At 62.4% G+C, this 20,113-nt stretch carries 20 protein-coding genes; 13 read left to right on the top strand and 7 right to left on the bottom strand.

All coding sequences use genetic code 11. The annotated features are described in order from the left end of the window. Both RHA1_RS43510 and RHA1_RS43505 read right to left on the bottom strand, forming a co-directional pair. Positions 1-1,176 (bottom strand): restriction endonuclease subunit S, encoded by a 1,176-nt coding sequence (locus tag RHA1_RS43510; RefSeq protein ID WP_011600426.1) that lies wholly within the window; start codon positions 1,174-1,176, stop codon positions 1-3. Then, the gene (locus RHA1_RS43505; protein ID WP_011600425.1) at positions 1,173-2,909 is read right to left on the bottom strand and encodes a type I restriction-modification system subunit M; all 1,737 of its coding nucleotides are present in this window, start codon (positions 2,907-2,909) and stop codon (positions 1,173-1,175) included. Before RHA1_RS43505 ends, RHA1_RS43510 begins: the two co-directional genes overlap by 4 nt. A gap of 333 nt (positions 2,910-3,242) precedes the next feature. Between RHA1_RS43505 and RHA1_RS50200 the strand changes: the two genes are divergently transcribed. Together RHA1_RS50200 and RHA1_RS43495 are read left to right on the top strand one after the other, a co-directional pair. Beyond that, entirely contained in the window at positions 3,243-3,488 is a 246-nt protein-coding gene (locus RHA1_RS50200) for a hypothetical protein (RefSeq protein WP_041813741.1), read from the top strand. 820 nt (positions 3,489-4,308) lie between these two features. After that, entirely contained in the window at positions 4,309-5,382 is a 1,074-nt protein-coding gene (locus RHA1_RS43495) for a coiled-coil domain-containing protein (RefSeq protein ID WP_063721826.1), read from the top strand. Between the two features lie 136 nt (positions 5,383-5,518). On the opposite strand, the gene RHA1_RS43490 is transcribed toward RHA1_RS43495, so the two are convergent. Together RHA1_RS43490 and RHA1_RS51135 are read right to left on the bottom strand one after the other, a co-directional pair. Then, positions 5,519-6,490: an ATP-dependent DNA ligase gene (locus RHA1_RS43490; RefSeq protein ID WP_011600421.1), complete on the bottom strand. Its 972-nt coding sequence runs from the start codon at positions 6,488-6,490 to the stop codon at positions 5,519-5,521. 592 nt (positions 6,491-7,082) lie between these two features. Next, on the bottom strand, positions 7,083-7,247 hold the full coding sequence (locus tag RHA1_RS51135; protein WP_167541034.1) for a hypothetical protein: 165 nt from the start codon (positions 7,245-7,247) through the stop codon (positions 7,083-7,085). A gap of 168 nt (positions 7,248-7,415) precedes the next feature. Here RHA1_RS51135 and imuA' (RHA1_RS43485) point away from each other — a divergent pair, with 168 nt between their 5' ends. From imuA' (RHA1_RS43485) to RHA1_RS43470, 4 genes are all read left to right on the top strand, one after another. Further along, complete coding sequence (gene imuA' / locus RHA1_RS43485; RefSeq protein ID WP_011600419.1) at positions 7,416-7,883, top strand: DnaE2-dependent mutagenesis accessory factor ImuA'; 468 nt, start codon at positions 7,416-7,418, stop codon at positions 7,881-7,883. 114 nt (positions 7,884-7,997) lie between these two features. Next, complete coding sequence (locus tag RHA1_RS43480) at positions 7,998-9,128, top strand: tyrosine-type recombinase/integrase (protein ID WP_011600418.1); 1,131 nt, start codon at positions 7,998-8,000, stop codon at positions 9,126-9,128. Continuing rightward, complete coding sequence (locus RHA1_RS52800; RefSeq protein ID WP_237727127.1) at positions 9,125-11,629, top strand: tyrosine-type recombinase/integrase; 2,505 nt, start codon at positions 9,125-9,127, stop codon at positions 11,627-11,629. Before RHA1_RS43480 ends, RHA1_RS52800 begins: the two co-directional genes overlap by 4 nt. 3 nt (positions 11,630-11,632) lie before the next feature. Then, positions 11,633-12,154, top strand: a complete 522-nt coding sequence (locus RHA1_RS43470; RefSeq protein ID WP_011600416.1) for a DUF6262 family protein — start codon at positions 11,633-11,635, stop codon at positions 12,152-12,154. 147 nt (positions 12,155-12,301) lie between these two features. On the opposite strand, the gene RHA1_RS43465 is transcribed toward RHA1_RS43470, so the two are convergent. After that, complete coding sequence (locus RHA1_RS43465) at positions 12,302-12,898, bottom strand: hypothetical protein (RefSeq protein WP_011600415.1); 597 nt, start codon at positions 12,896-12,898, stop codon at positions 12,302-12,304. A gap of 70 nt (positions 12,899-12,968) precedes the next feature. Further along, a complete protein-coding gene (locus RHA1_RS43460) occupies positions 12,969-14,000 on the bottom strand; it encodes an LGFP repeat-containing protein (RefSeq protein ID WP_011600414.1) in 1,032 nt (343 codons plus the stop codon). 47 nt (positions 14,001-14,047) lie between these two features. Here RHA1_RS43460 and RHA1_RS48705 point away from each other — a divergent pair, with 47 nt between their 5' ends. From RHA1_RS48705 to RHA1_RS43445, 4 genes are all read left to right on the top strand, one after another. Beyond that, positions 14,048-14,875 (top strand): LGFP repeat-containing protein, encoded by an 828-nt coding sequence (locus RHA1_RS48705; protein ID WP_011600413.1) that lies wholly within the window; start codon positions 14,048-14,050, stop codon positions 14,873-14,875. Further along, on the top strand, positions 14,863-15,399 hold the full coding sequence (locus RHA1_RS43450) for a hypothetical protein (protein ID WP_011600412.1): 537 nt from the start codon (positions 14,863-14,865) through the stop codon (positions 15,397-15,399). Before RHA1_RS48705 ends, RHA1_RS43450 begins: the two co-directional genes overlap by 13 nt. 254 nt (positions 15,400-15,653) lie before the next feature. Then, the gene (locus tag RHA1_RS48700; RefSeq protein WP_148228589.1) at positions 15,654-16,133 is read left to right on the top strand and encodes a hypothetical protein; all 480 of its coding nucleotides are present in this window, start codon (positions 15,654-15,656) and stop codon (positions 16,131-16,133) included. A 75-nt stretch (positions 16,134-16,208) separates the two neighbouring features. Further along, complete coding sequence (locus tag RHA1_RS43445; RefSeq protein ID WP_011600410.1) at positions 16,209-16,718, top strand: hypothetical protein; 510 nt, start codon at positions 16,209-16,211, stop codon at positions 16,716-16,718. On the opposite strand, the gene RHA1_RS51130 is transcribed toward RHA1_RS43445, so the two are convergent. Continuing rightward, positions 16,715-18,286, bottom strand: coding sequence for an LGFP repeat-containing protein (locus tag RHA1_RS51130; RefSeq protein ID WP_050787708.1), 1,572 nt, complete (start codon positions 18,284-18,286; stop codon positions 16,715-16,717). The genes RHA1_RS43445 and RHA1_RS51130 overlap by 4 nt on opposite strands. 106 nt (positions 18,287-18,392) lie before the next feature. On the opposite strand from RHA1_RS51130, the gene RHA1_RS50180 reads away from it, so the two are divergent. From RHA1_RS50180 to RHA1_RS43430, 3 genes are all read left to right on the top strand, one after another. Then, positions 18,393-18,734: a hypothetical protein gene (locus RHA1_RS50180; protein ID WP_148228588.1), complete on the top strand. Its 342-nt coding sequence runs from the start codon at positions 18,393-18,395 to the stop codon at positions 18,732-18,734. A gap of 513 nt (positions 18,735-19,247) precedes the next feature. Next, positions 19,248-19,760, top strand: coding sequence for a DnaE2-dependent mutagenesis accessory factor ImuA' (imuA', locus tag RHA1_RS43435; RefSeq protein WP_011600408.1), 513 nt, complete (start codon positions 19,248-19,250; stop codon positions 19,758-19,760). Then, positions 19,760-20,098, top strand: coding sequence for a hypothetical protein (locus RHA1_RS43430; protein WP_011600407.1), 339 nt, complete (start codon positions 19,760-19,762; stop codon positions 20,096-20,098). Before imuA' (RHA1_RS43435) ends, RHA1_RS43430 begins: the two co-directional genes overlap by 1 nt. The last annotated feature ends 15 nt before the right edge of the window (positions 20,099-20,113 follow it).

Below are 20,113 nucleotides of genomic sequence, written 5' to 3'. Positions count from 1 at the left end.
TCAGGCCACCTCATCCCTCACGTCGATCTGGCCCGTCACCGCTGCGGTGATGAGTGCCGATCGCCGTTCCTTGGCAAGGTCGATGAAGCTCTCGGTCTCAGTGATCAAGGTGTCGATCTTTGTGGTGGCTTCTGCCACCGATTCGACGATTCGTCGCTGTTCCGGGAGTGGTGGCATCGGGATGCGCAGCGTGGCAATGATGTCGGCATTGAGGTTGTCCATCGTGGCCCCCACGGACGCCAGCGATAGCGAGTCTCGGTTGCGGCGGCTACTGAAGACGAGCGCGAGGAACTCGGGATCTGCGACAGTCTCGCGAAGCCGAATCAGGGCCGACCCAGTGCCGCAGAGAAATCCGGTATTTTCTGCGCGGACAACAGCACATCTACCAAGTTCGCCGCGGCGGGCTGCGATGACATCTCCCGCCCGTAGAGCGTGCCGACCCAACTCAGACGCCTTCGATGCGCTCACCGCGACGCGCTCGTCGGGCTCGATCCTCCCCATGACTAGATGCGATGGATTGATAACAGGCGTCCCGCCGGTCTCGTATTCGTCTGACTTAAGTTGGCTCCCGAAGGGCCCCGTCTGAATCAGAGCGGTCACGCTCCGTAGCGGAGTGCTCCAGGAGAGACCGACAACGGGCCCTTCCGCCACAGCGATCCGCCGTTCCCGCAGCAGTTCGATCAGCCGCCGCTGCTCCCTGATCAGCGTGTCGATCCGGGCCGTCTCGCGGTCGAGGAAGTCAGCGATTGCCCCTTGCTCAGTTATTGGTGGCAAAGGAATACGGTGACCACCCAGTTCACCCTGAGTCATGCTAGGCAATGCCGTGCTTGTGGAGTAGTAGTCGAACGGCATAGTGGTGGCGTAGTAGTGCAGGTACCGGGGCTCGATATTCGAGGTCAGCTCGGTGAAAAACATCGTGTCGACGGTCCAAAATCGACCAGAAACTAAGAGCGGTTTGTCGATCGTCCCCTTGCGCCCGAATAGAACGCTCTCGCCGTCGTAAAGGTACTGCGACGCACGCCTGAACTCGCCGCCCGATCCGTACACAGGGTAGCCACCTTCGGTGACTTCCACTTCCTTGTAGTCCGCCCCATTTCGAAAAGTGGCTATCCGGCGCATCTGCGCCACCACCCACCCACTGGGGAGGATCTCAGGAAGCCACGGCTCTGCCGTCACTGCTCAACCACCCGGAGTAGCTCCATGATCTTGGCTACCTGTTTCTCAAGGTCCGCGTCGATCTCGGCGATCGGGCGGGGCGGGACGTACTTGTAGAAGTGGCGAGTGAACGGGATCTCGTAACCGATTCTGGTCTTCTTCGCATCTATCCAGGCGTCATGCACATGCGGAAGCACTTCGGCCTCGAAGTATGCCTTTATGGTCGCCGTGCGACCAGCCTCTCCCTCGGTGTTGCCCCCGTACGTGAACGGGATGTTCTCGGTGTCACGCTTCTTCGTGTCCGGCTTGGGATTGCCGCTGCGGTCCGTCACCGGCATCCCGTCCTCGTCGAGGAGCGGTTGTTCGACGGTGATGGTCCAGTAACCGAAGTCGTCGGAGGTGAAGATCTTCGAGTAGGCGGGGTCGGCCTCGTCGTACGCGTCGTACAGAGCGAGAATCCGGTCACGGGCGCCAGCGTCGAGCTCGCGGCTCTTCGCGCCGAGGCTTTTACGCATCTTGCTCCAGAACGGTGTGGCGTCGATCAGTTGCACCTTGCCCTCACGCTCGGGGCGCTTGGTGTTGTCGAGGATCCAGATGTAGGTGGCGATGCCGGTGTTGAAGAACATGTTCGTCGGCAGCGCGATGATCGCCTCCACCAGGTCGGACTTGAGGAGCCATTGTCGGATCTTCGAGGGACCGGACTCTGCGGCGCCGTTGAACAGCGGCGAGCCGTTGAGGACGATCCCGGCGCGGCCGCCGCCGTCATGCTTCGGACGCATCTTCGACGCGAGGTGAGACAGGAACAGCATCTGACCGTCACCGACGGCGGGGAGCCCGTGGGAGAAGCGGGAGTTCTGCGCGAGCGCTTCCTTCTTCACAGCTTCCTGCGATGCCTTCCAGTCGACGCCGTAGGGCGGGTTGGACATGCAGAAGTCGAAGGTCCGGTCGAAAAACTGGTCTTCGGCCAGGGTGTCGCCGAGTTTGATGTTGCCAACATCCTGACCCTTGGCGATCATGTCCGACTTGCAGATTGCGTAGGACTGGTCGTTGATCTCCTGCCCGTACAGCCGCAGCCTCGCGTCCGGGTTACGCTCGAGCAGCCGCTCCTCCGCGACGGAGAGCATCCCGCCTGTGCCGGCGGTGGGGTCGTAGATCGTCCGGACGGTCCCCGGCTCCAGCAGAGCCGCGTTGTCCTCGGCGAAGAGGAGGTCGACCATGAGCCGGATCGCGTCGCGCGGTGTGTAGTGCTCGCCGGCCTCCTCATTGGAGGCCTCCGCGAACTTGTAGATCAGGTGCTCGAACAGGTCGCCCATCTCGGCGTTCGACACCACGTCCGGGTGCAGGTCTACATCGGCGAACTGTGACGTCACCAGGTACAGGCGGTTCTTTTCATCAAGGGTCGCCAGCTCGTTCTCGAACTTGAACCGCTCGAAGACGTCGATGTTGGCCGAGAACCCGGTGATGTAGTCCACCAGGTTTGCTCGCAGTCCCTCGGGATCCTCAAGCAGGTGTTTGAAGTCGAACGGGCTGGTGTTGTAGAAGGCCAGACCGGTCTTACGCTTCACTTGCACGTCCAGGGCGCCGTCGGCGTATTTCGTGGCCAGGGCCCGCACCTCGTCACGGGTGGGCTCGAGGATGCAGTCGAGACGTCGGAGGACCGTGAAGGGCAGGATCACGCCGCCGTACTGATGCGGCTTGTACACGCCGCGGAGCTGATCCGCGATTCCCCAGACGAAGTTCCCCAGCTTGCTCAACCCGATCTCCTTTGAAAACTGCGCCAGACGTGTAACTCGAAGCTAACTACAGCACGTGTGTCCTGGGGGTCGGTTAACGAGGTCAGTCAACCGTCCTGGCTCAGCTCCGTGCGCACATAAGCGAGAGGGAAGCTACGTCACGCCGGTAACTTTGGTGCGGCCCAGAGTTGCCTTGAGAGGGACATAGCGGTGAGCAAGCCCAGAAGCAAGAAACCCAAGCCGAACCGTAGGACTGCACGAACGACGAAAGAGGTAGCCCGCCTGGAGGAGTTCCTGGGAAGGGCAGACGCCACCCGCCAGGAGCGCCCCCTCACGGGCCAGGAGGAGGCTCAAGTGGCCGAGGCCCGCAGGATGCGCGCCGAGATTCTGAACCGCACCCCGCGTTCGTACCGTGGCGGCATCAAGGGCAATGAGGGGCGCGGGTACAGGCAGCCGTCCGGCGGCATCGCTTCGACGGTTTCCGGCGGCGCCCCCAGCGTCGGAAAAAGCGATGACGATGGATCCGAACGATTGCCTGTGATCATCACGCCGATGGTGGCAGAACACTTCCCGCCGCCGTTGTGGTCCCGATGGACCTAAGCCTGCGTACTACTGTCTGCTCACCTACGCCCGACCTCTAGGTCGTTGTGCCGAGCTACACGAGCATTCTCGTGGGCGACTATTGCCTCCTGCCAGTCCTGATCTGTCACGACGTCTTGGCCGGCGGCAGGATTTGGTACGCCGAGCCGCCCGCCGATCTGTGCCCATGACATGCCTGCCGCGAGAGCCTCACCCACGGCTTTGGCGAGGAGTTCGTCCGTCTGTTTGCCGACGGAGACGGCATTTGGAGCGCCGGAGTCCCCGGACGGCTTCCCTTGGTCCGCGTGGTGGGCATGGATTGGTTTCTCCATTCGCGCGACTGTATCGGCGATCAAGCCCCTGCTGGTAGAGAAATGTCTCGGCGCGGCCCGCTTGGTGCAACACCGCTTCCGACGCAACCGACACCGGGCCCCAGTGTCGGTTGTCATCCCGATGTGGCGAAGCTCGTTGGCCTGACCTGCGGTTCGCCACTTATCCCCCGGACGCAACGCCGGTTGATTCCTCTCATCGGATCTGGCGGATCTCTGGTCGCGTTGCGGCTGGCCGTGGGGGTCGGTAGCCGGGGTCCGGGGGCGTCCGGGGTGTTGTTTCGCCTGGTCGTCGTGTGGTGGGGGGCTTCTCCGCCATATCGGACGAGCCTCCGCCACCGTCTTGCCACAAAAGTGAGAAAACCGCCAGACCAGCCGAGAACCGACACCCGGCGCCGGATCATCCGCACGCCTCAACTCATTGGGTATCTTTAGTTACGCGATCGACGAAAGATGCGTAACTAAACGAAACTATAGACACGCAAGATACTAAACCTGTAGGCTCGGGAGTTATGGCGACCAACGACACCGCGGCCCGGGGCGATCGCCGGGGGATGTGCGAGTTCCCCGGTGGGAGGTGCAGTCGGCCCAGCCTCGACGATCCGAAGACAGGACGGCCGTCGAAGTACTGCGGACAGGCCGATCCCGGGGGCCCGGTGCACAACAAAGGCAACGCCTGGAAGGAGCGCCGGCGCCTCGCGACCGTCGGCGCGGGACAGGCCGAGTCACCGGGGGCCGCAGGGGATGAGGAGGGGGTGACGGCGCCGGTGTCGATGGCACGGGCCACCCTCGGTGTGCAGCTCGAGGAGCTGCCCCGCCGTCTCGCGGAGCTCCGCGGTTTCCTTGAGGCCGTGACCGAGACGGTCACCTCGGTGACCGATGTCGAGGCGGCCGCGGCCGAGGTCGACCAAGCCCACGCCGAAGCGCTCGCGAAAGTTGCCGAAGCCGATCGGCTGCGGGGCGACGAAGAACGTCGCCGCCGGGATGCCGAGGCCCGCGCGAGCGAACATCAGCAGGCACGCGAGGAAGCCGACGCGGCCGCGGAGGATGCATACGCGGAGCTGGCGCGGATCCAGACCGAGGCCGCCGAGGCACGCGCGGAACTCGAGCGCATCCAGGCCGATGCGGCGGAGAGAATCGCGGCCGCAGAGACCGACGCATCACGCCGAATCGGCGCTGCCCAGGAGGAGGCGCGGAAGGCGATCGAGGAGATCCGCGGCCGTACCGCCACCGAGATCGCGGAGGTGAAAGCCTCCGCTGCCCAACAGGTTGACGCGGCGCAAGAGGCTGCCGCCGAAGCTCAGGTCGCACAGACCCGCGCCGAAACGCAGACCGCTGCAGCGCAAACATCCGCGCAGGAAGCCCGCGAGGACGTGGACCGTCTTCGCGGCGAACTCGCCGACCTGCGCACCGAGGTCCGCACGGACCGCGAACAAGCGCGCGCCGATCATGCCGCACAACTGGCCGAGGCTCGGCAATCAGCTTCCGAACGCGTCGATGCCCTGACCACCGCGCTGCGCGCCGCCGAGCAGACGATCGAGGAACTACGGCGGCATCCCGGCGGCGGGGGCGCCGCGACCGTGTGAACCAATCACCGTCGAGGACGCCCAATGACCACGGGCCCGTGCAGGCCTGCAGGGACAAACCCGCAGGAATACCACCGGATAGCGATGAGGAGCCGCTGACGCCGGGGAAGGCGTCGGCGGCTTTCCTCTCGCCGGTCTACAGGTCCTCCACACGAACCGATTGAAAATCGACGTCGAAGCGCCGGCCTTTCAGTGAGGGGTGCCGGAGCCCGCCCGCCGTGTGCGCCCTGTAAGCGACGTCCACGACCAGCCGAGGATTCAGCCACTGAACCCCGGGGAAGGTCTCCGCGGCCGCTGACGGGTCCGTGAGAGGGCTGCTAGGGCGTTCTAACGGCCGGAAGTCCTCCCGGAGCTGTCGGCGCATCGACACCGTCAGTCCGGAGGACACAGAACCGACCTGGACTAACCGTCCTTCGGCGTCGTACGCCCCGAGGATCAGAGCCGCGACCGATCGGCTCGAGCCGACGAAGCCGATGACCAAAACCGAACTGCGAGTGCGGATTGCGTGTTTGATCCAGGATCGGCTACGCTGGCCCGGAAGGTAGAGCGATGTCGACCTTTTGGCTAAAACCCCTTCCATACCAGCACTTTTCGCGGCATTCAGCATGATTTTGCTGCTCTGATTGTCCCAGTGCGGAGGGACGGTGATGGGCAGGCCGCCGACGTCCTGGATGGTCGAATCCAGCTCGGCCAGCTCCGCCCGCCGCTCCAGATATGACGCTTTCGTGAGATCGTCTCCGTCGAGCGCGAGGACGTCAAAGGGTAAGAATGTCACAGGGATTCGCCGCTGCAACGGCTTCGTCGCATGGGCGACCCCCAGTCGGCGCTGGAGCAGCCCGAACGACGGCTTGCCCTGATCGAGTACGACGACCTCGCCGTCGAGAACGATGCGCCCGCGGCCGCCGAATGCTGCCGTCAATGCTTCGGCGATCTCGGGATATGAGGGTGTCACCACGTTCATGGCGCGGGTCCACAGCACCGGTTCGTGGCCGCCGCCAACCGAGGCCAGCATCCGGCACCCGTCGTACTTCATCTCGAAACTCCACGGGCGGTCCGTGTTGTCCGGAAGCGTGCCGGCCGTGGCCAGCATGGGCGCAATCAGCCGCATAGCCCCGATTGTGCCCGTGACCTGGGAGCTACGCAGGTAGAAGGCTCACGAAAGCGCGTCGCCGGCGGCGCGCGATCGGTACAGGGTCAGTGCCAGGAGTTCCACCAGAGAACTATGGGCACCAGCCAGGGCGTCCAACACCATCCAGCTGCCGCCCAACCCGTACGGGGGAATAGGAATCACCGTCATCAACCTCCGGGGTTAGGTGAATGGAAGCGACTGCCACCACATGCTTATTGCCACCCAGGCGTCGGTGAACTGAGGGAAGGAAGAGAAAAATCCCAGGTCCAACATGGCGAACTCCTTGGTCGGAAACGGGCTCAGTTGAATGGAAGCAACCCCCTCCTGCCTTGTGTATCGCCTGCCGGAGGCGGATCGGTACAGCTACCCAATCGAGTGGGCCCTATTGGGTCCAGGCCGAGTGGTGGCGGGTTTACCCGCAGATCGCAAAGAGGAACAGGCCGCCACGCACCTGCCAAATCCGCGGAATACCGCAGATCAGGACCGGGAACGAGTCACCGGTCTGGGCAGTGGGTGGCGACCTGTTGCTCGTCGCGGTTGTCAGAGTAGATCGTCCCTCTGACAGCGACGATCAGGACGTCGCCGGGACGAGAAACTTCACCGCGACGCTGAACGCGTATTTTCCTGGGCTGTCCAGTAGGGACTCGATGAGTGCATGGCCGTCCTCATCGATGCTGAGGATTTTGAACTTCGAGACCCCTTGAGGGTGGAGCATCACCGTGTCGCCTGTTGTCATGTGGTCATTCCTCCAGTGCTTCAGACGCCGAAAAGTGCAGGTCATCGGCGTACCTCAGTGGGTTCCCTCCGAGCCGAGGCATCAGCAAGGTTACACCCTATTCGAAAGTATGTTCGACTACACTGGGGGTGGATCGGATCGGGTTAGGGATGTGTGAAGGCGGCGAGTATGAGCGAACTGCCCATTGCGCCCGCCTCGAACGGGCTCACCAAAGCGGAGAAACTCGACCAGCTGCGGCGGAAGATGGCGGCGATTCCCGCCCGATCCGAGGGCACCGCACCGGCCATGCCTGCGGTGATGCTCCGGTCCGTCGACGAACCGACACCGATTGTGGCCACCGCTCAGACCACGCTGCGAACGCTTCCCGTGCCCTCTCCGATCGCGGGGCTTCTTCCGCGTGGAGGACTCGCCCGGGGCACCGTTGCCAGCGTCGCTGGAACGTCGTCGGTGCTGGTCGGGCTCCTTGCCTCGGTCACTGCGGCCGGTTCACACGCGGCCGTGATCGGAATGCCGGATTTGAGTCTGCTCGCCGCAGTCGAACAGGGTGCGGACCTCTCCCGGATTGCGATCGTGCCCGCACCGAAGGACTCCGCGGTCGAGGTCGCGTTCTCTGGGGGTTCTCAGACTGTGGCGTGACGTCGCGTGGGAGACACTGTGTGGGTCTCGTGCGACGGTTCTTTGGGGGTGTCGCTCTGTGGTTCCTTATCGATCGATGGAGTGGAGGCAATTGTGCGAGCTTTTCGGGTTCGGATGCCGTCAGGCGGCGCGTATTGGACGGTGGTCGATGACGACTACGCGGTGGAGTCGATCGCGGACAGGTATCTGCGCGAGTTGCGATTCGGTCGGGATCGAGCGGAGTCGACGACGAAGGCGTATGCCGAAGGTATGTCGCTGTTCTTGCGGTGGTGTGATCGCACCGGTCGTGAATGGCGCACAGCGGCACGAGATATCGGACTGTTCATCGTCTGGTTGAAGTACACGCGATCCGACGGTTCGGCGATGTTGGCGGGTCCGGATGCCCGACAAGTGCGTGGTGCGGGGCGGATCAACAAGATCTTGGTCGCAGTTCGAGGTTTCCTGGCGTTCGCGGTGGTGGCGAGGGAAGCGCCGGCGGCGGTACTCGAACAGATCTACGAGCTGGCGGATGCTCGTGACCTGCCGTTGGCGGCACAGGGTGAGAGTGCGCGGTTGAGATACCGGTTGCGGGCTCGGCACAGTTTGCACGAGCCGGAAACTGCGGTGGACCGGGCGAGCGACGAGGAGGTCATCGCCTTGTTTCGTGTGTGCCGGTCCGCGCGGGATCGGCTGATCGTGTTGATGCTCTCACGAGCGGGAGTGCGGCGCGGAGAGTTGGTCGGGATGCGGCGCAGTGACCTGCATCTACTTCCAGACAATGCCGTGCACCACTGTCCGATACGGGGAGCGCACGTGCACGTGGTGCGGCGAGAGAACTCGAACGGCGCGGTAGCGAAATCGCGGAACTCAAGAGCTGTTCCGATCGACTTCCTGCTGGTACGCGCCCTGGATCTGTTCCTGCTCGAACGCGCCGAGCAGCCCGCGGCAGACGAGTGCGACTTCTTGTTGGTCAATCTGTTTCGGGAACCGTTGGGAGCTCCGATGACGGTGGGTGCGATCAACGAGTTGTTCGAGGCGCTGTGTGTTCGGGCGCAGTTGGCTCGGTCGATTTCACCGCATCAGTGTCGGCATGGGTTCGCTAGCAACCTCGCGGACTCCGGGGCTTTGCTTGACGAGATCCAGGGGTTGCTCGGGCATGCGTCTGCTTCCTCGGCGACGCCGTATCTGCATCCATCACCGGACCGGCTGCGCGATGCAGTCGAGCGGGTGCCGTCGCCGAGGGCATTGACGGATGGCCTGCGGTGACGGCCGCGCAGCCGCGCATCAGGCGGGTTTCTGCCGTCGCGGCAGACAAGGTGGTCACGGCTCAGCTGTGGTCGATAATCACCCCGGAGTTTCTGGAGTTGATGGGGTGGTCGGACGAGAGCAAGGTGCTGCACTTCCCGCGCGGACACCCTTCTCTCCTCTGGAAGAAATGTGTCGTGGTCAATTGCGAATCCGAGTCACACGCTGTGAACGGTTTGTGTCCAGCTTGTAGGACACAATGGAAGATTGCAGGATCCCCGGCAGTGAAGGACTTCGCGGACGTGCCAAGGGCTCGGTTCCGCGCGTACGGTTTGTGTGCTGTTTCGCAGTGTGAGCGTCCGTGGACCTCGATGAACTCCGGGCTGTGCGAGGCGCACCGTTCACAGCGCATCAAGACATTGAAAGTTTCGATGGCAGACTTTCTGAAACACCCGAAGGTTGTGGCGCGCAAGTCATTCGGATCTTGCGAGGTCGTCGCGTGCGATCGCGCGCGGTCGGGGCAGATTCCGTACTGCATGAACCATGGAATTCAGTGGCGCAAGGTGCGTGATGGAGCTGATGCTGCTGGATTGGCAGCAGCGGACGAGATGCGCTTCCGTCGGACCACTGCGGCGATCTCGTATCTCAACGAGTGCACTCTGCGCGGGCTGCCGGACCGGGTGGTCGCCGAACTGATCTACGGGCTCCAGCAACGCACAGGTCAGGGGGTCAAAACCCGTGCGGATCAGGTCCGGCCTCTCGTGACACACCTTTTGGCCAACGAATATCGGACACTGGAGGACGTGCTCCCGGGCGATCTGCGTCCGGCAGTGAAGAACGTGTGGTCGACGGCGACCACCGAGCTTCGGCGTCTGCACCTGTCTCCGGAGACCGAACGGGTCAAAGACGAATGGGATGCCACCGTTTTCGGATTCAGGGGAACGTTGCGATTTACGAAGATCACGCAGCCCTGGTTACGAGAAGCCGCCAAGATCTGGGCCTACAACGACATCTCCCGTAGACGATCCAAGAACGCAAAAGCAATGGTCCAAAACGAAATTCGATTCCTCGTGATGCTCTCGGACAGCCTACGATTGCAGCGTCCAGGCGATCACGGAAACGATCCACGTGATCTCTCACGCAGCGATATCGCCGGCTTCCTGAACCGGCTGACCTTCCTGCACAACGATGGATCAATGTCGCCTTATGCCCGCATGACCGCGATCCGAGGGGTTCGGCGGATCCTGGCCACGATGAGAGGGCTGGGCCTGCGAAGGCCGGGACAACCGATGCACGGCCTGCCCGAAGACTTCACCCTCGACCCGGAAGACGTTCCCCTGGAGGGCGAACGAAACAGCGAACATCGAGATCTACCGGCCGAGGTCATGCGGCACGTCTGCGCACATCTGAACAGTCTCGAGGAGAATACTTCACGGGAAGTGCGGGTAGCGGTGGAGCTGATCATCGATACAGGCCGCCGCCCAGACGAGATCTGCCAGCTCCGACTCGATTGTCTCGAACGTGACGAACAGGGAAAACCTGTCCTGGTATACACCAACATCAAGGCCAACAGACTCGACCGACGGCTACCGATCACAGAGCCCACGGCCGCCGTGATCGTGGCCCAACAAGAACGTGTCCGAGCTCGATACCCGAACGAGGACGCTACACAGATGAAACTCATCCCCGCCCTCACGCGGAATCCGCACGGGACCCGGGGCCTGAACGACGACTGGCTCACCATGCGACATCGCGACTGGGTCGTCACACTGCCCGACATCACTATTCCCATCATCGTGGACATCGATGGGCAACACGTGACGAAGATGCTGCCTTTCGACCGAAACAAGATCTTCCTCTACGCCTACCGACACACCTACGCCCAACGTCATGCGGACGCCGGTGTCGCCATCGACGTCTTGTCCGACCTGATGGATCACCGCCAATTCGGGACCACACAGGTCTACTACCGTGTCGGTGAAACGCGGCGGCGCGATGCCGTCGACAGGCTCGCCACCATGCACTTCGATCGGCACGGCAACAAGATCTGGCGTGAAGCGAGGGCACTGCTCGACTCCGAACATCTACGCCGCGCGGTCGGTGAGGTCGCCGTCCCGTACGGGACGTGCAGCGAGCCTAGCAACGTGGCCGCCGGTGGGCACGACTGTCCCGTTCGTTTCCGCTGCGTCGGGTGCTCCCACTTCTCCACTGACGTGTCCTACCTGCCGGATCTGCAGTCGTACCTCGCCGATCTGCTGCGCAGCCGTGAACGGCTGCGGGGTGCGCTCGCCGCCGACGACTGGGCAAAGGGCGAAGCGATGCCGTCGGACGAGGAAATTCAGCGGATCCGCCGACTGATATCGCAGATCGGCGCCGACGTCGACGACTTGTCCGATGAGGACCGCTCCCAGATCGAGCAAGCAGCGGCGACCGTGCGCCGAGCCCGCAACCAGATCATCGGTCTGGGGACACCACGGGTTCGTCAACCACTGCCCGACCTCCGCCAGGACAGGAGAGCATGAGCGATGACGAACCCGATGAGCGAGGGCCGCCGGGCCGATTCCATCCGGCGCAGGCAACGAGTCGTGAAGGCGCTGGGCGCTGCCGGAGCAACCGGAACGGAGATCACCGTCTCGTCGATAGCCCGAGCGGCTGGCGTGGACCGCAGCTTCCTGTACCGGCACAGGGACCTGCTCGCCCGGATTCACACCGCTCAAAGTTGCCCGTCCCCGACACACTGGAACGGGGAACCCGTGACACGGGAATCGCTCAAAGCCGACCTCGCCAACACCCACCAACGCATCGCTCGTCTGGCCGCCCACAACACGCAACTCGAACGAAAACTCTCCGAGCTGCTCGGCGAGGCAGCATGGAGAGAATCCGGGCTCGGCGCCCCCACTGATATCGATCAACTCCAAAGGCGCATCACGATGCTCGAACAGCACGTCGTCGACCTCACCGGCCAACTCGAAGAACGTAGCCAGGAACTCGACGCGGCCCGCTCGGCGAACCGAGAACTGTTCACGAACATGAACAAACAACACTGACATTTCAGCAGGGCACTCGGGTATCGCGTCGCTTTCGCCCTACTGCCAGGCATCGCATATCCGCGCTCCCGGGGTGCATCACCGACCCGGACATCGTCGGGTCACCTCACCTGTCAGCACCACGTTGCGGTTACCTCAGTTTTCGTGTCAGAACGTTGTTACGAGCTCATAGCGGTACCAAGGTCCATCGATATGGGTGGTGGTGAATTCGCCGTCGCGAGATGCGGGCGCCGGCGCCCCGTCTGGGGAGTAAGCCCAACCTGACTCGGTGGTGAACGCTGTCGTCCGTTCGTCGGTGAAGAACACGTCGCCCTGCTCTGTGTTGTAGGCCCGGCCGACTTCGAACCGCCCGATCTTCAAATCGCTCAAACTTGTGGGACCCGGTGTGGCGAGTAGCTGACGAGCAGTTTCTTCGAACTCGGGGCGCGAATCCTCGAAGTCCGGGCGAGCGGCGAGGGCCAGCGCTACACCCAGCGCCACTAGGAGGGGCCAGGTCACCATCCACCACGCCCACCGCCGGTGCTTCCACAGCACGTAGATCGAGCCGAGCGCCCATACCGCTCCGGTCGCAAGTAGCAGCGCCACCGCCACTGCAGCCGGTAGGTACCAGGCGTTGCCTGACGGCCACCACTGACCCCACACCACAATCAGCAACATCAGCGCGCCAGCGGTGACCGCCATGGTCACTACCCACAGCAGGGTGCGGGGCGAGCGTGGATCCGCTCTCTTGAGCGTTTCGTCCATAGCCCCTACCTAACCCTAGTTCTTCAATTTCAGATCGGTTGTGCCCGTTCAGCATGCTCGTCGTGATTGTCTATTCGTGAATAAACACCAAATCGTTCTCATTCACATTCTCTCCTACTTCTGAAACCGCGTTGACCTGGCGGGCGTCCCTGCCGTATTGCCTGCAGGTAGTTTCTATTCCTGTAGCGCTTCCTTCTTCGCGCAGACCGACTGCGATTCCCGTCTGATTGTTGTACAGGTCCATTGCCGAGGCGAGAGGTTCGTTGTAGTACGCGCGTTCGTGCGCAGTTGCCATTCGGTTCGCAAAATCTGAGTCGGCACGTTGTGTCATGTACGCCAGCCATGCGCAATGCCGTACGGCGTCAACCCGATTGTCCTGCTCGCCGATGGTTTGGTAGTTGGGATACTCGCGATGAGAAACCTCCTTGGCGTCATCACCCGTGTTTCGGGTGTTCCAACACTCGGGCAGATCGTCTCTGCAGACCTGTCGCTCTTGCTCGGTCAAGTTGTCGTAAGACTCCGGCGCCGGGTAGGGCACGTCCACTGCGCGGAGGAACGAACGATGCGGATAGGACGAGGATGTTCCGAGATTGATGGTCACCTCGTTTCCGGAGAGGGTCGTATTCGTGCCCACCTCCAAGCCATTCACGCCGAAGGTCAACGGCAAGGTCACTCTGCCGATAACAGTCCCTGCTGACGACCGTACTTCTACGCTGTTGTTCGCTACCGCCATGGAGTAGCCGGTCGGCAAACCCGCGATCAACTTGAACTGAGCGGGCGCTTGCGCCGTTGTCCGGAGATAATCGACGTTGATGTTTCCGAGCGAATTCCGTTGGAAAGTCAGCGAGAAACCTTGGCCGTTCAGAACCACCCCGTCGGGGACTGGCCCTGCTGACAGCGCCGCCACAGTCGGCACGCCCAGCGTCAAGTTGATTCCGGTAGCACCGAGCGGAACAGCCATATTGGGGGCGTAGATCTTGTCGTTCTGAAACTGCTGCTCTGCCGCGAGAGTTCCCTGGTTAGCCGCGTCGGCTGTGGGGTAGCCGAGCCGGCTGCGCTCGTACCCCGCAAGGGACCACTGGTCGAGTATGGCCCCGCTCACCGGGTGGGCTTGGTGCGTGGGGTGCGCATCCAGTTGCCGGCGCCATCTTGGATCAATGGTCAGCAGCAGGCTACGAGCAGAGTAGTTTCGGCTATCCCACTGCCGACCAGGCCGACGTCTCCGGCGTCGCTTTCGAACAACAGTTCCAGAACGGCAAGCTCTACAGCCCCAAGCCTGCCACCGAAAAGTACGCCGACTACCAACTCCAGTCCACCGGAGCTGACCAGTGCCCGTTGCCCCAGGCATCGCGTGTTGGGCCATGGGTGTGTGGGGCACTAGGGCCATCAGCTCCGCTCGAAGCCCCAGCCCCGCCGCAAGCACTCAGCGATCCCGGGACATGGTGCTCCGGAACGGGGCTCGGCGGCTGCTGGACCGTTCATAATGACCTCAAAGCGAGCTATGAGGTCGACCTGTTCTACGGCCGCGGGCCCGAACATCTCGGCACCGGAACTGCTCTCATAGTTTGGCAACTCGCAGGCCCCTACACCGACATCCTCGAGGCGAGGATCACCTCCCCCGACGCACCCATCGGCAGGGTGACCTTTAGCGGGGCACTGTACAACGGCGCCGCCGGAGTCGTTGGCTCGCAAATCCATCGCACTCAACCACAGTTCGAAAATGGCCCCTTCATGACCAACCGCCCGATCAATCTGACAAACAAATCGGCGCTGACGCTCTCGGACTTCAAGAATGACGACCACAACTATGCCCTGCAGGTATCTGTCGAGTTCAGCGAATACCCCACCGGATACTTCTACTTCTACGCCCGGAGTCCAGTGTCACACTACGACGACAGTGTCCCTGATAACGTCTACCGATTCATATCGGCCGACAACCTACCCGCGGACCGCGAGGATGCAGGATGGAACTGGTGACACGGATGAATGCAGACGATGACGCCGGGGTCCCCATCCGACTCGTACTCGAGCGTTCCCGCGTGGTCGTGCAATGGCGCGCCGATGGCACGAGCCTCGTAGCCCAGGAAGACGACCTGGACGCGATCCTCCAGCGAGATCCTCCGAGTCCGCACGGTATCTGGCAGAAACCACGCGGCCCGGGCACGACCTCAAGTTTCATAGAAGCCGACCCGGGAGAACTTGGTCGCCCCTCGTGGTGGGTGCTCTACGGTCACGCGGACCCATCCGTGGATGTGAGAGTCCACATCGACGAGGCGGATGTACCCGATCCCGTCGTCCACCGTGTGGGCGGAGTCTGGGCATGCGAGTGGGTCAGCTACCCGACCATCGCCGAGATCCACCGGTCCGATCGAGACCGGACGGACCGCGTCTCGTTCGAGCGACCGATGTTCATGCCGCCGGCCCCACACCCTGAAGTCGAAATCAGACAGAGAAAACGCGGCAAAGGCTCCGGGAAGTCAGTCGAAAATCCTGTCGACTGACGCGGAACTCGCGAACAACCGGAGGCTCCCGCGAGTATCGGGGGCCTCCGGCTTGACCCTATCCGAGAACCATCCCACGGTCCCTCAGCGGTCTGCCGGCAGCAAAGATGGTCCCCCCTAAAGACAGGCCACCACGTTGAGACAAATCGTGGTGGCCATAATCGTGAGACCCAAGATGGATGCGCAGGTCGCAGGGTCTCGAAATGCCACTGGCAGCAGGCCGCCGAGGCACGCGCGGAGGTGCCGTTCCGGACGTGGATGCCGGCGGTGACGAAGGAACAGTGCTGCTCGGGGCTGCACGCTGCGCCGGGGTATCCGTGGGTGTCGGCGCCGGCGGTGTGGTGGTGGTCGTGCTCGGCGTGGGGGTCGGTGTGGTGCTGGGTTGCGCCGTGGCGATTCCACCACCTGTCGTGATCAGCATCGACGCCAAAGCCCCGATGATCAGCGATTTCAATGGTGATGCGCGTTTCGGGCGCGGCAAGTTCAGGTATTTCGCAACTCTGGCCAGGCCTCGATACCGTGCAGGGTATCGAGGCCCCAGGCGTGGAGTGCGCGACTACCTGCCGTTATTCCCGCCGGTCGTGGGTGGGGGCTTGGGCTTTGTCGCGGACGCCGGAGGTGGCTTCATCTGCGCGCGCGGCACACGCGCGGAGGGATATCCGCCTTTGCGGTCGAACGCGCCGGTCCGCGAGTCATTGGTTCGAGTCGTGGCCACCGTTCGTCCCTGTGCATAGTCCGAGGTGGCTCCCGTAGGTAGGGGTACATTTGCGATCTGCTAGCGGGGAGCTGCGCCACGGTAGAGTGCTGATATGCCCTCGATCTGGGTCGTCAAGTCGGAAGACTCTAGGACTTCCGACGAAACTGGTCTAACTAAAATCATGAGTTGCGTTCTCAACACGAATGTGGCCGAAGCGCCAGCTGGCGTAGTAAGTCGTTTGACGGTCGAAGTCAAACACCTCCCTTCCGTCACATCTGAAGTCGATCCAGTGTCTTTGATTTCTGATGAGCGATCCGGATTTAAAGCTATCGTGCGGCACCAAGGATTTCCCGAAGGCTTACGTATTGTCGAAGGGATCGTCGAAGAAGCGGCACGTGAGCAGATCGCCGCATATAGCCCCGTGGTCCCCCAGTTCAAGGGGACCATCGCCGAGACTGGCTTTCTATCGACCTTCGCCGGGTCGATACCTGGGGGGATAGGGCGGACTCTGGTTTTCCACCGCTCGATGTCCGACATGCCTACCGATTACCGGGTTTACGCCACGTGCCTTCGGGTTGAGTACCACGGTGAACCCAACCCGAAGGCGTCCTCGTCGTGCTAGAGATAGGGCGTGGGTAGTTGCGGGCAGAACTTGATGATGTTGTCGTTGTCGTTGGGATCTGAGCAGAAGGATGTCACGACGCCGAACTGGGTGTGATCGGATACTTGGTTCGTTTCAGCGAAATCGGCAATCACCTCGAATGTGATCAGGTAGCTGGTTTTTCCACGGAAATTATCGACGTAGTAGGCCTGCGCATACCGATAGCGGTCAGGATTTTCGGTGACTCCTGTCCCTTCAGCGTCGAAATTCGTTGGCACCCCGTAGCTGTCTTGAAGCAGCAACTCGACCCACCGGTCCTTCACCTGATGATCGGTCTTGTAATGCAGCTGTCCGAATCCGTTCGGATCTCCGCGCCCTGCTCGGACGTTGATCCACGTGCCACCGATATCTTGGAACCGAATAACGCAGTTGTACGCCGATTGAGCGCCCTCGTAATCCTGGGTTCCTTCCGGGCAGGGCGATTGGAACATAGGTGCCACCATTCCCGAACCCTCGGAAGTTTGCGAGGATTTCTGCGCAGCAGAAGAGCTTGCCACGTCTTTCCATCCACCCCGAAGTACCTCGTTGTTCTGTCCACTCCAGATCAGAGAGCCGTTTTGGAAGAACTGGGTTACTGCTCCGACCGGGGCAATGAGCGGAATGGACGACTGCTCATCGGTGACGGGGTATCCCATTGATCCACCTTCGGATCCGAGCGTGTTCCACTGTTCGAGAATGCGGCCATGAACTGAATTTGCACCAACAGAGGGGTGCCAGTAGATATATCCCCGTTGGAACTGCTGACGTCGGCCAACATTGTCTGCATTCAGCAAATCCCCCGCGATCGGGTACCCAAGTGAGCCCGTCTCGTAGCCAAGGCTTCCCCACTTGGTGAAGAAGGTCGTCGACATCGCCTGTGCCCCGGTGCCGGCCGTCCAATAGATCGCGCCGTTCGCGAACCGGTTGAATCTCCCGATTCCATCCGGCGTACCGAGCTCGTCGGATGATGGATAACCAAGGAACCCCTGTTCGGCTCCAACGGTGTTCCATTTGTCACGGACTGCCCCCCGAACCGCATAAGCCTCATTGAGTTTCCAATAGATGGCGGCGGTGTTCTGGAACTCCTGACGTCGGCCGAGTCCGTCGGGGTTGACGATTTCGTCCGTGGTCGGATACCCGAGGGGACCGGCTTCCCAGCCATTGCGTTGCCAGGCGGCGAAGAAGTGGTTGACCACGGGGTGGGCGCCGCTGGCCGCAGACCAGTATATGGGCCCGTTCTGAAACGTATTTCTACGCCCATAACCGTCGGGGTTGACCAGTTCGTTGCTGGTGGGAAGCAGTAGGAAGCTGGCTGGACCGCCGAGGGAATCGTACTTGACCCGGATCGCACCGCAGACCTGATACATCCACTGGGGGAAATACGTCATGCAGTCCGTAGGGGCTGCCGCGGCTATAGCGTTGGTGGCCGTGGTAGCGGTGCGTGCGTTGCGCGGCTTCGATGCCGCCAGAATTTTCGCCTCAGCGATCTCGGCTTTGTCGGCGTCTTCTTTGGTGAATCCCTCGGGCAGTTCTTCGCGATCCGAGCGCATTTTGCCTGGAATAATGGTTGCGTTGGGGTTCTCGGTCGGTTTGCCCGTATACGGGATCTTCTTGCCGTTCGCCGGTGGCGTTGGAGCTGCACTCGGGGACGACTCAGTGGATGCCGTGGTGGTCGGCGCGGAGCTGGCTGCGGGTGGCGGTACGACCTCGGTAGTCGGCGGCGCGAGGGACGATGACGTTGGCGGTGTTGCCGGGGATGTGGCGTTGCTGCTCGTCGCGGATCGCTCTGCGGGCCTCGCCTCGGTCGTCCGCGCGGCAGGTGTGGTCGTGGCGGGGGCACTGGCGCTCGGCGTGGGAGTGGTGGTCGGTTGTGCCGCGGCGAACCCTCCGCCCGTCGCGATCATCAACGCCGCCATCATTGCCACTACCAACCCCTTTGATGGCGAGGCACGTTTCGGACACTGCGAATTCACTGATGTTGCTTTCTTGGCCATCTGACATCCGATCTTTTGTGAAAGGACTTCTCAACGGCGGGCCCGACGCTCCTTCGCAACGTAAACCATGTGCCTCAGGGATCTCACAGGAAACATCAGCATCATCTGTCACAGATTCGACACGACGGATTTGTCACCCGTCTGAGCAGTAGGTTCGACCCATAGCTGACCGCATAGGTAACCGAGCGAGTCTCGGCGTGTCGGCGAAACGGGAATTGCATGGGCGATTCTGTCGCTTTACGTCATTGCAGCGCTGGGTCAGTGTGGATTCGAGGTTCTGTTGTCGCTTCGGGACTGCTAGCGAGCGATGCTCACGGGGACGGTGATGGTTGGGTCGGCCCACCACCTACGACCGCGTCAGTTTGTTCGACACCTGCGTCATCATGCGCAGGCTCCATGCCCCGCCGTCGGCTCGACATTCGTCACGAGCAGGCTCGAACACGGCTCAGTAGCGGAACACCGACTTTTGCCGGACGTCACCAGCGCTCTCCAAATGACAGCTTGATTCGAGATCGCGATGGTGGGTGGCCGAAAACGTCGCCTGCCGCTGTGTCGCATTTCGCCTGTGCCACACCTGCTGCAATCTGTTAGGTTCTCGTCCGAGGACGCTGACCTGCGTGGTTTTGTTCAAGAACCAGCGACACAGGCTTGTACCCCTAGAGAAGTCGCGGCGATCCTGCTCGACGGCATTGACCTGGTGATTCTCGGGCTGGCGGGCGTGGCCGTGCCGCCGTCGCGGGCCCGGGCGGTGGTGGCGCGGGCACGGTCGAAGGGCGCCGTCCTGCTGGTGGCCGAGGGGCGCTGGGACGGGGTGGATCTGCGCATCGACTCCCGCGTCGCCGGATACACCGGTCTCGGCGACAAGTACGGCCGGGTCACCGGGGTGCACCTCGATGTGGCGGCCGCCGGCAAGGGATTTCAACGGCGCACCCTCCGTGTGGAGATCCGCAGTGACGCCGGGTCGGTGGCCTGGCGCACCGTCCCCGAAACCCAGGCCACCGGCCCCACCCGATTGCGGGCTGCGCTGTGATGAACACCGACGGCTGGACCGAACGATGGCCACAGCACCCGGTCATCAGGACCTTCGACCCGCCGCGCCCGGTCCGGGTGGACATCGGCAAGGCGCTGCCGCTGGGGCGCGGCGGAGCGGCCCGCGCCGACTACGTCAGCATGCGGGTGAAGAGCTCAGCGGTCTGCCTGTCCGGTCTGCTACCGGCGCTGCAAACGCACTGGTTCCAAATTTTCGACGGGCAATGGTGTGCGGCGATCACCGTGTACGTCACCGACGCCGCGGGCAGCAACAGCCTCGAACTCGACATGATCGTCACGGCCGACGCCATCAGCGAACCACCTTCCCCGAGCTCCTGAGCACGTCGACCGGAA

It is taken from the genome of Rhodococcus jostii RHA1 (assembly GCF_000014565.1).
GTDB lineage: Bacteria > Actinomycetota > Actinomycetes > Mycobacteriales > Mycobacteriaceae > Rhodococcus_F > Rhodococcus_F jostii_A.
The sequence above is the reverse complement of the archived record's forward strand: the minus strand, read 5'-3'. Positions and strand labels throughout refer to the sequence as shown.

Coding starts and splice junctions, on each gene's coding strand:
- RHA1_RS51130 (WP_050787708.1), bottom strand. CDS start 18,286: ATGCGCTCGGATCGCGAAGAACTGCCCGAGGGATTCACCAAAGAAGAC.
- RHA1_RS43480 (WP_011600418.1), top strand. CDS start 7,998: ATGCCGTCAGGCGGCGCGTATTGGACGGTGGTCGATGACGACTACGCG.
- RHA1_RS43465 (WP_011600415.1), bottom strand. CDS start 12,898: ATGGACGAAACGCTCAAGAGAGCGGATCCACGCTCGCCCCGCACCCTG.
- RHA1_RS43495 (WP_063721826.1), top strand. CDS start 4,309: ATGGCGACCAACGACACCGCGGCCCGGGGCGATCGCCGGGGGATGTGC.
- imuA' (WP_011600419.1), top strand. CDS start 7,416: ATGAGCGAACTGCCCATTGCGCCCGCCTCGAACGGGCTCACCAAAGCG.
- RHA1_RS43490 (WP_011600421.1), bottom strand. CDS start 6,490: ATGCGGCTGATTGCGCCCATGCTGGCCACGGCCGGCACGCTTCCGGAC.
- RHA1_RS43445 (WP_011600410.1), top strand. CDS start 16,209: ATGCCCTCGATCTGGGTCGTCAAGTCGGAAGACTCTAGGACTTCCGAC.
- RHA1_RS43430 (WP_011600407.1), top strand. CDS start 19,760: ATGAACACCGACGGCTGGACCGAACGATGGCCACAGCACCCGGTCATC.
- imuA' (WP_011600408.1), top strand. CDS start 19,248: ATGGTGGGTGGCCGAAAACGTCGCCTGCCGCTGTGTCGCATTTCGCCT.
- RHA1_RS43450 (WP_011600412.1), top strand. CDS start 14,863: ATGGAACTGGTGACACGGATGAATGCAGACGATGACGCCGGGGTCCCC.
- RHA1_RS51135 (WP_167541034.1), bottom strand. CDS start 7,247: ATGACAACAGGCGACACGGTGATGCTCCACCCTCAAGGGGTCTCGAAG.
- RHA1_RS43470 (WP_011600416.1), top strand. CDS start 11,633: ATGACGAACCCGATGAGCGAGGGCCGCCGGGCCGATTCCATCCGGCGC.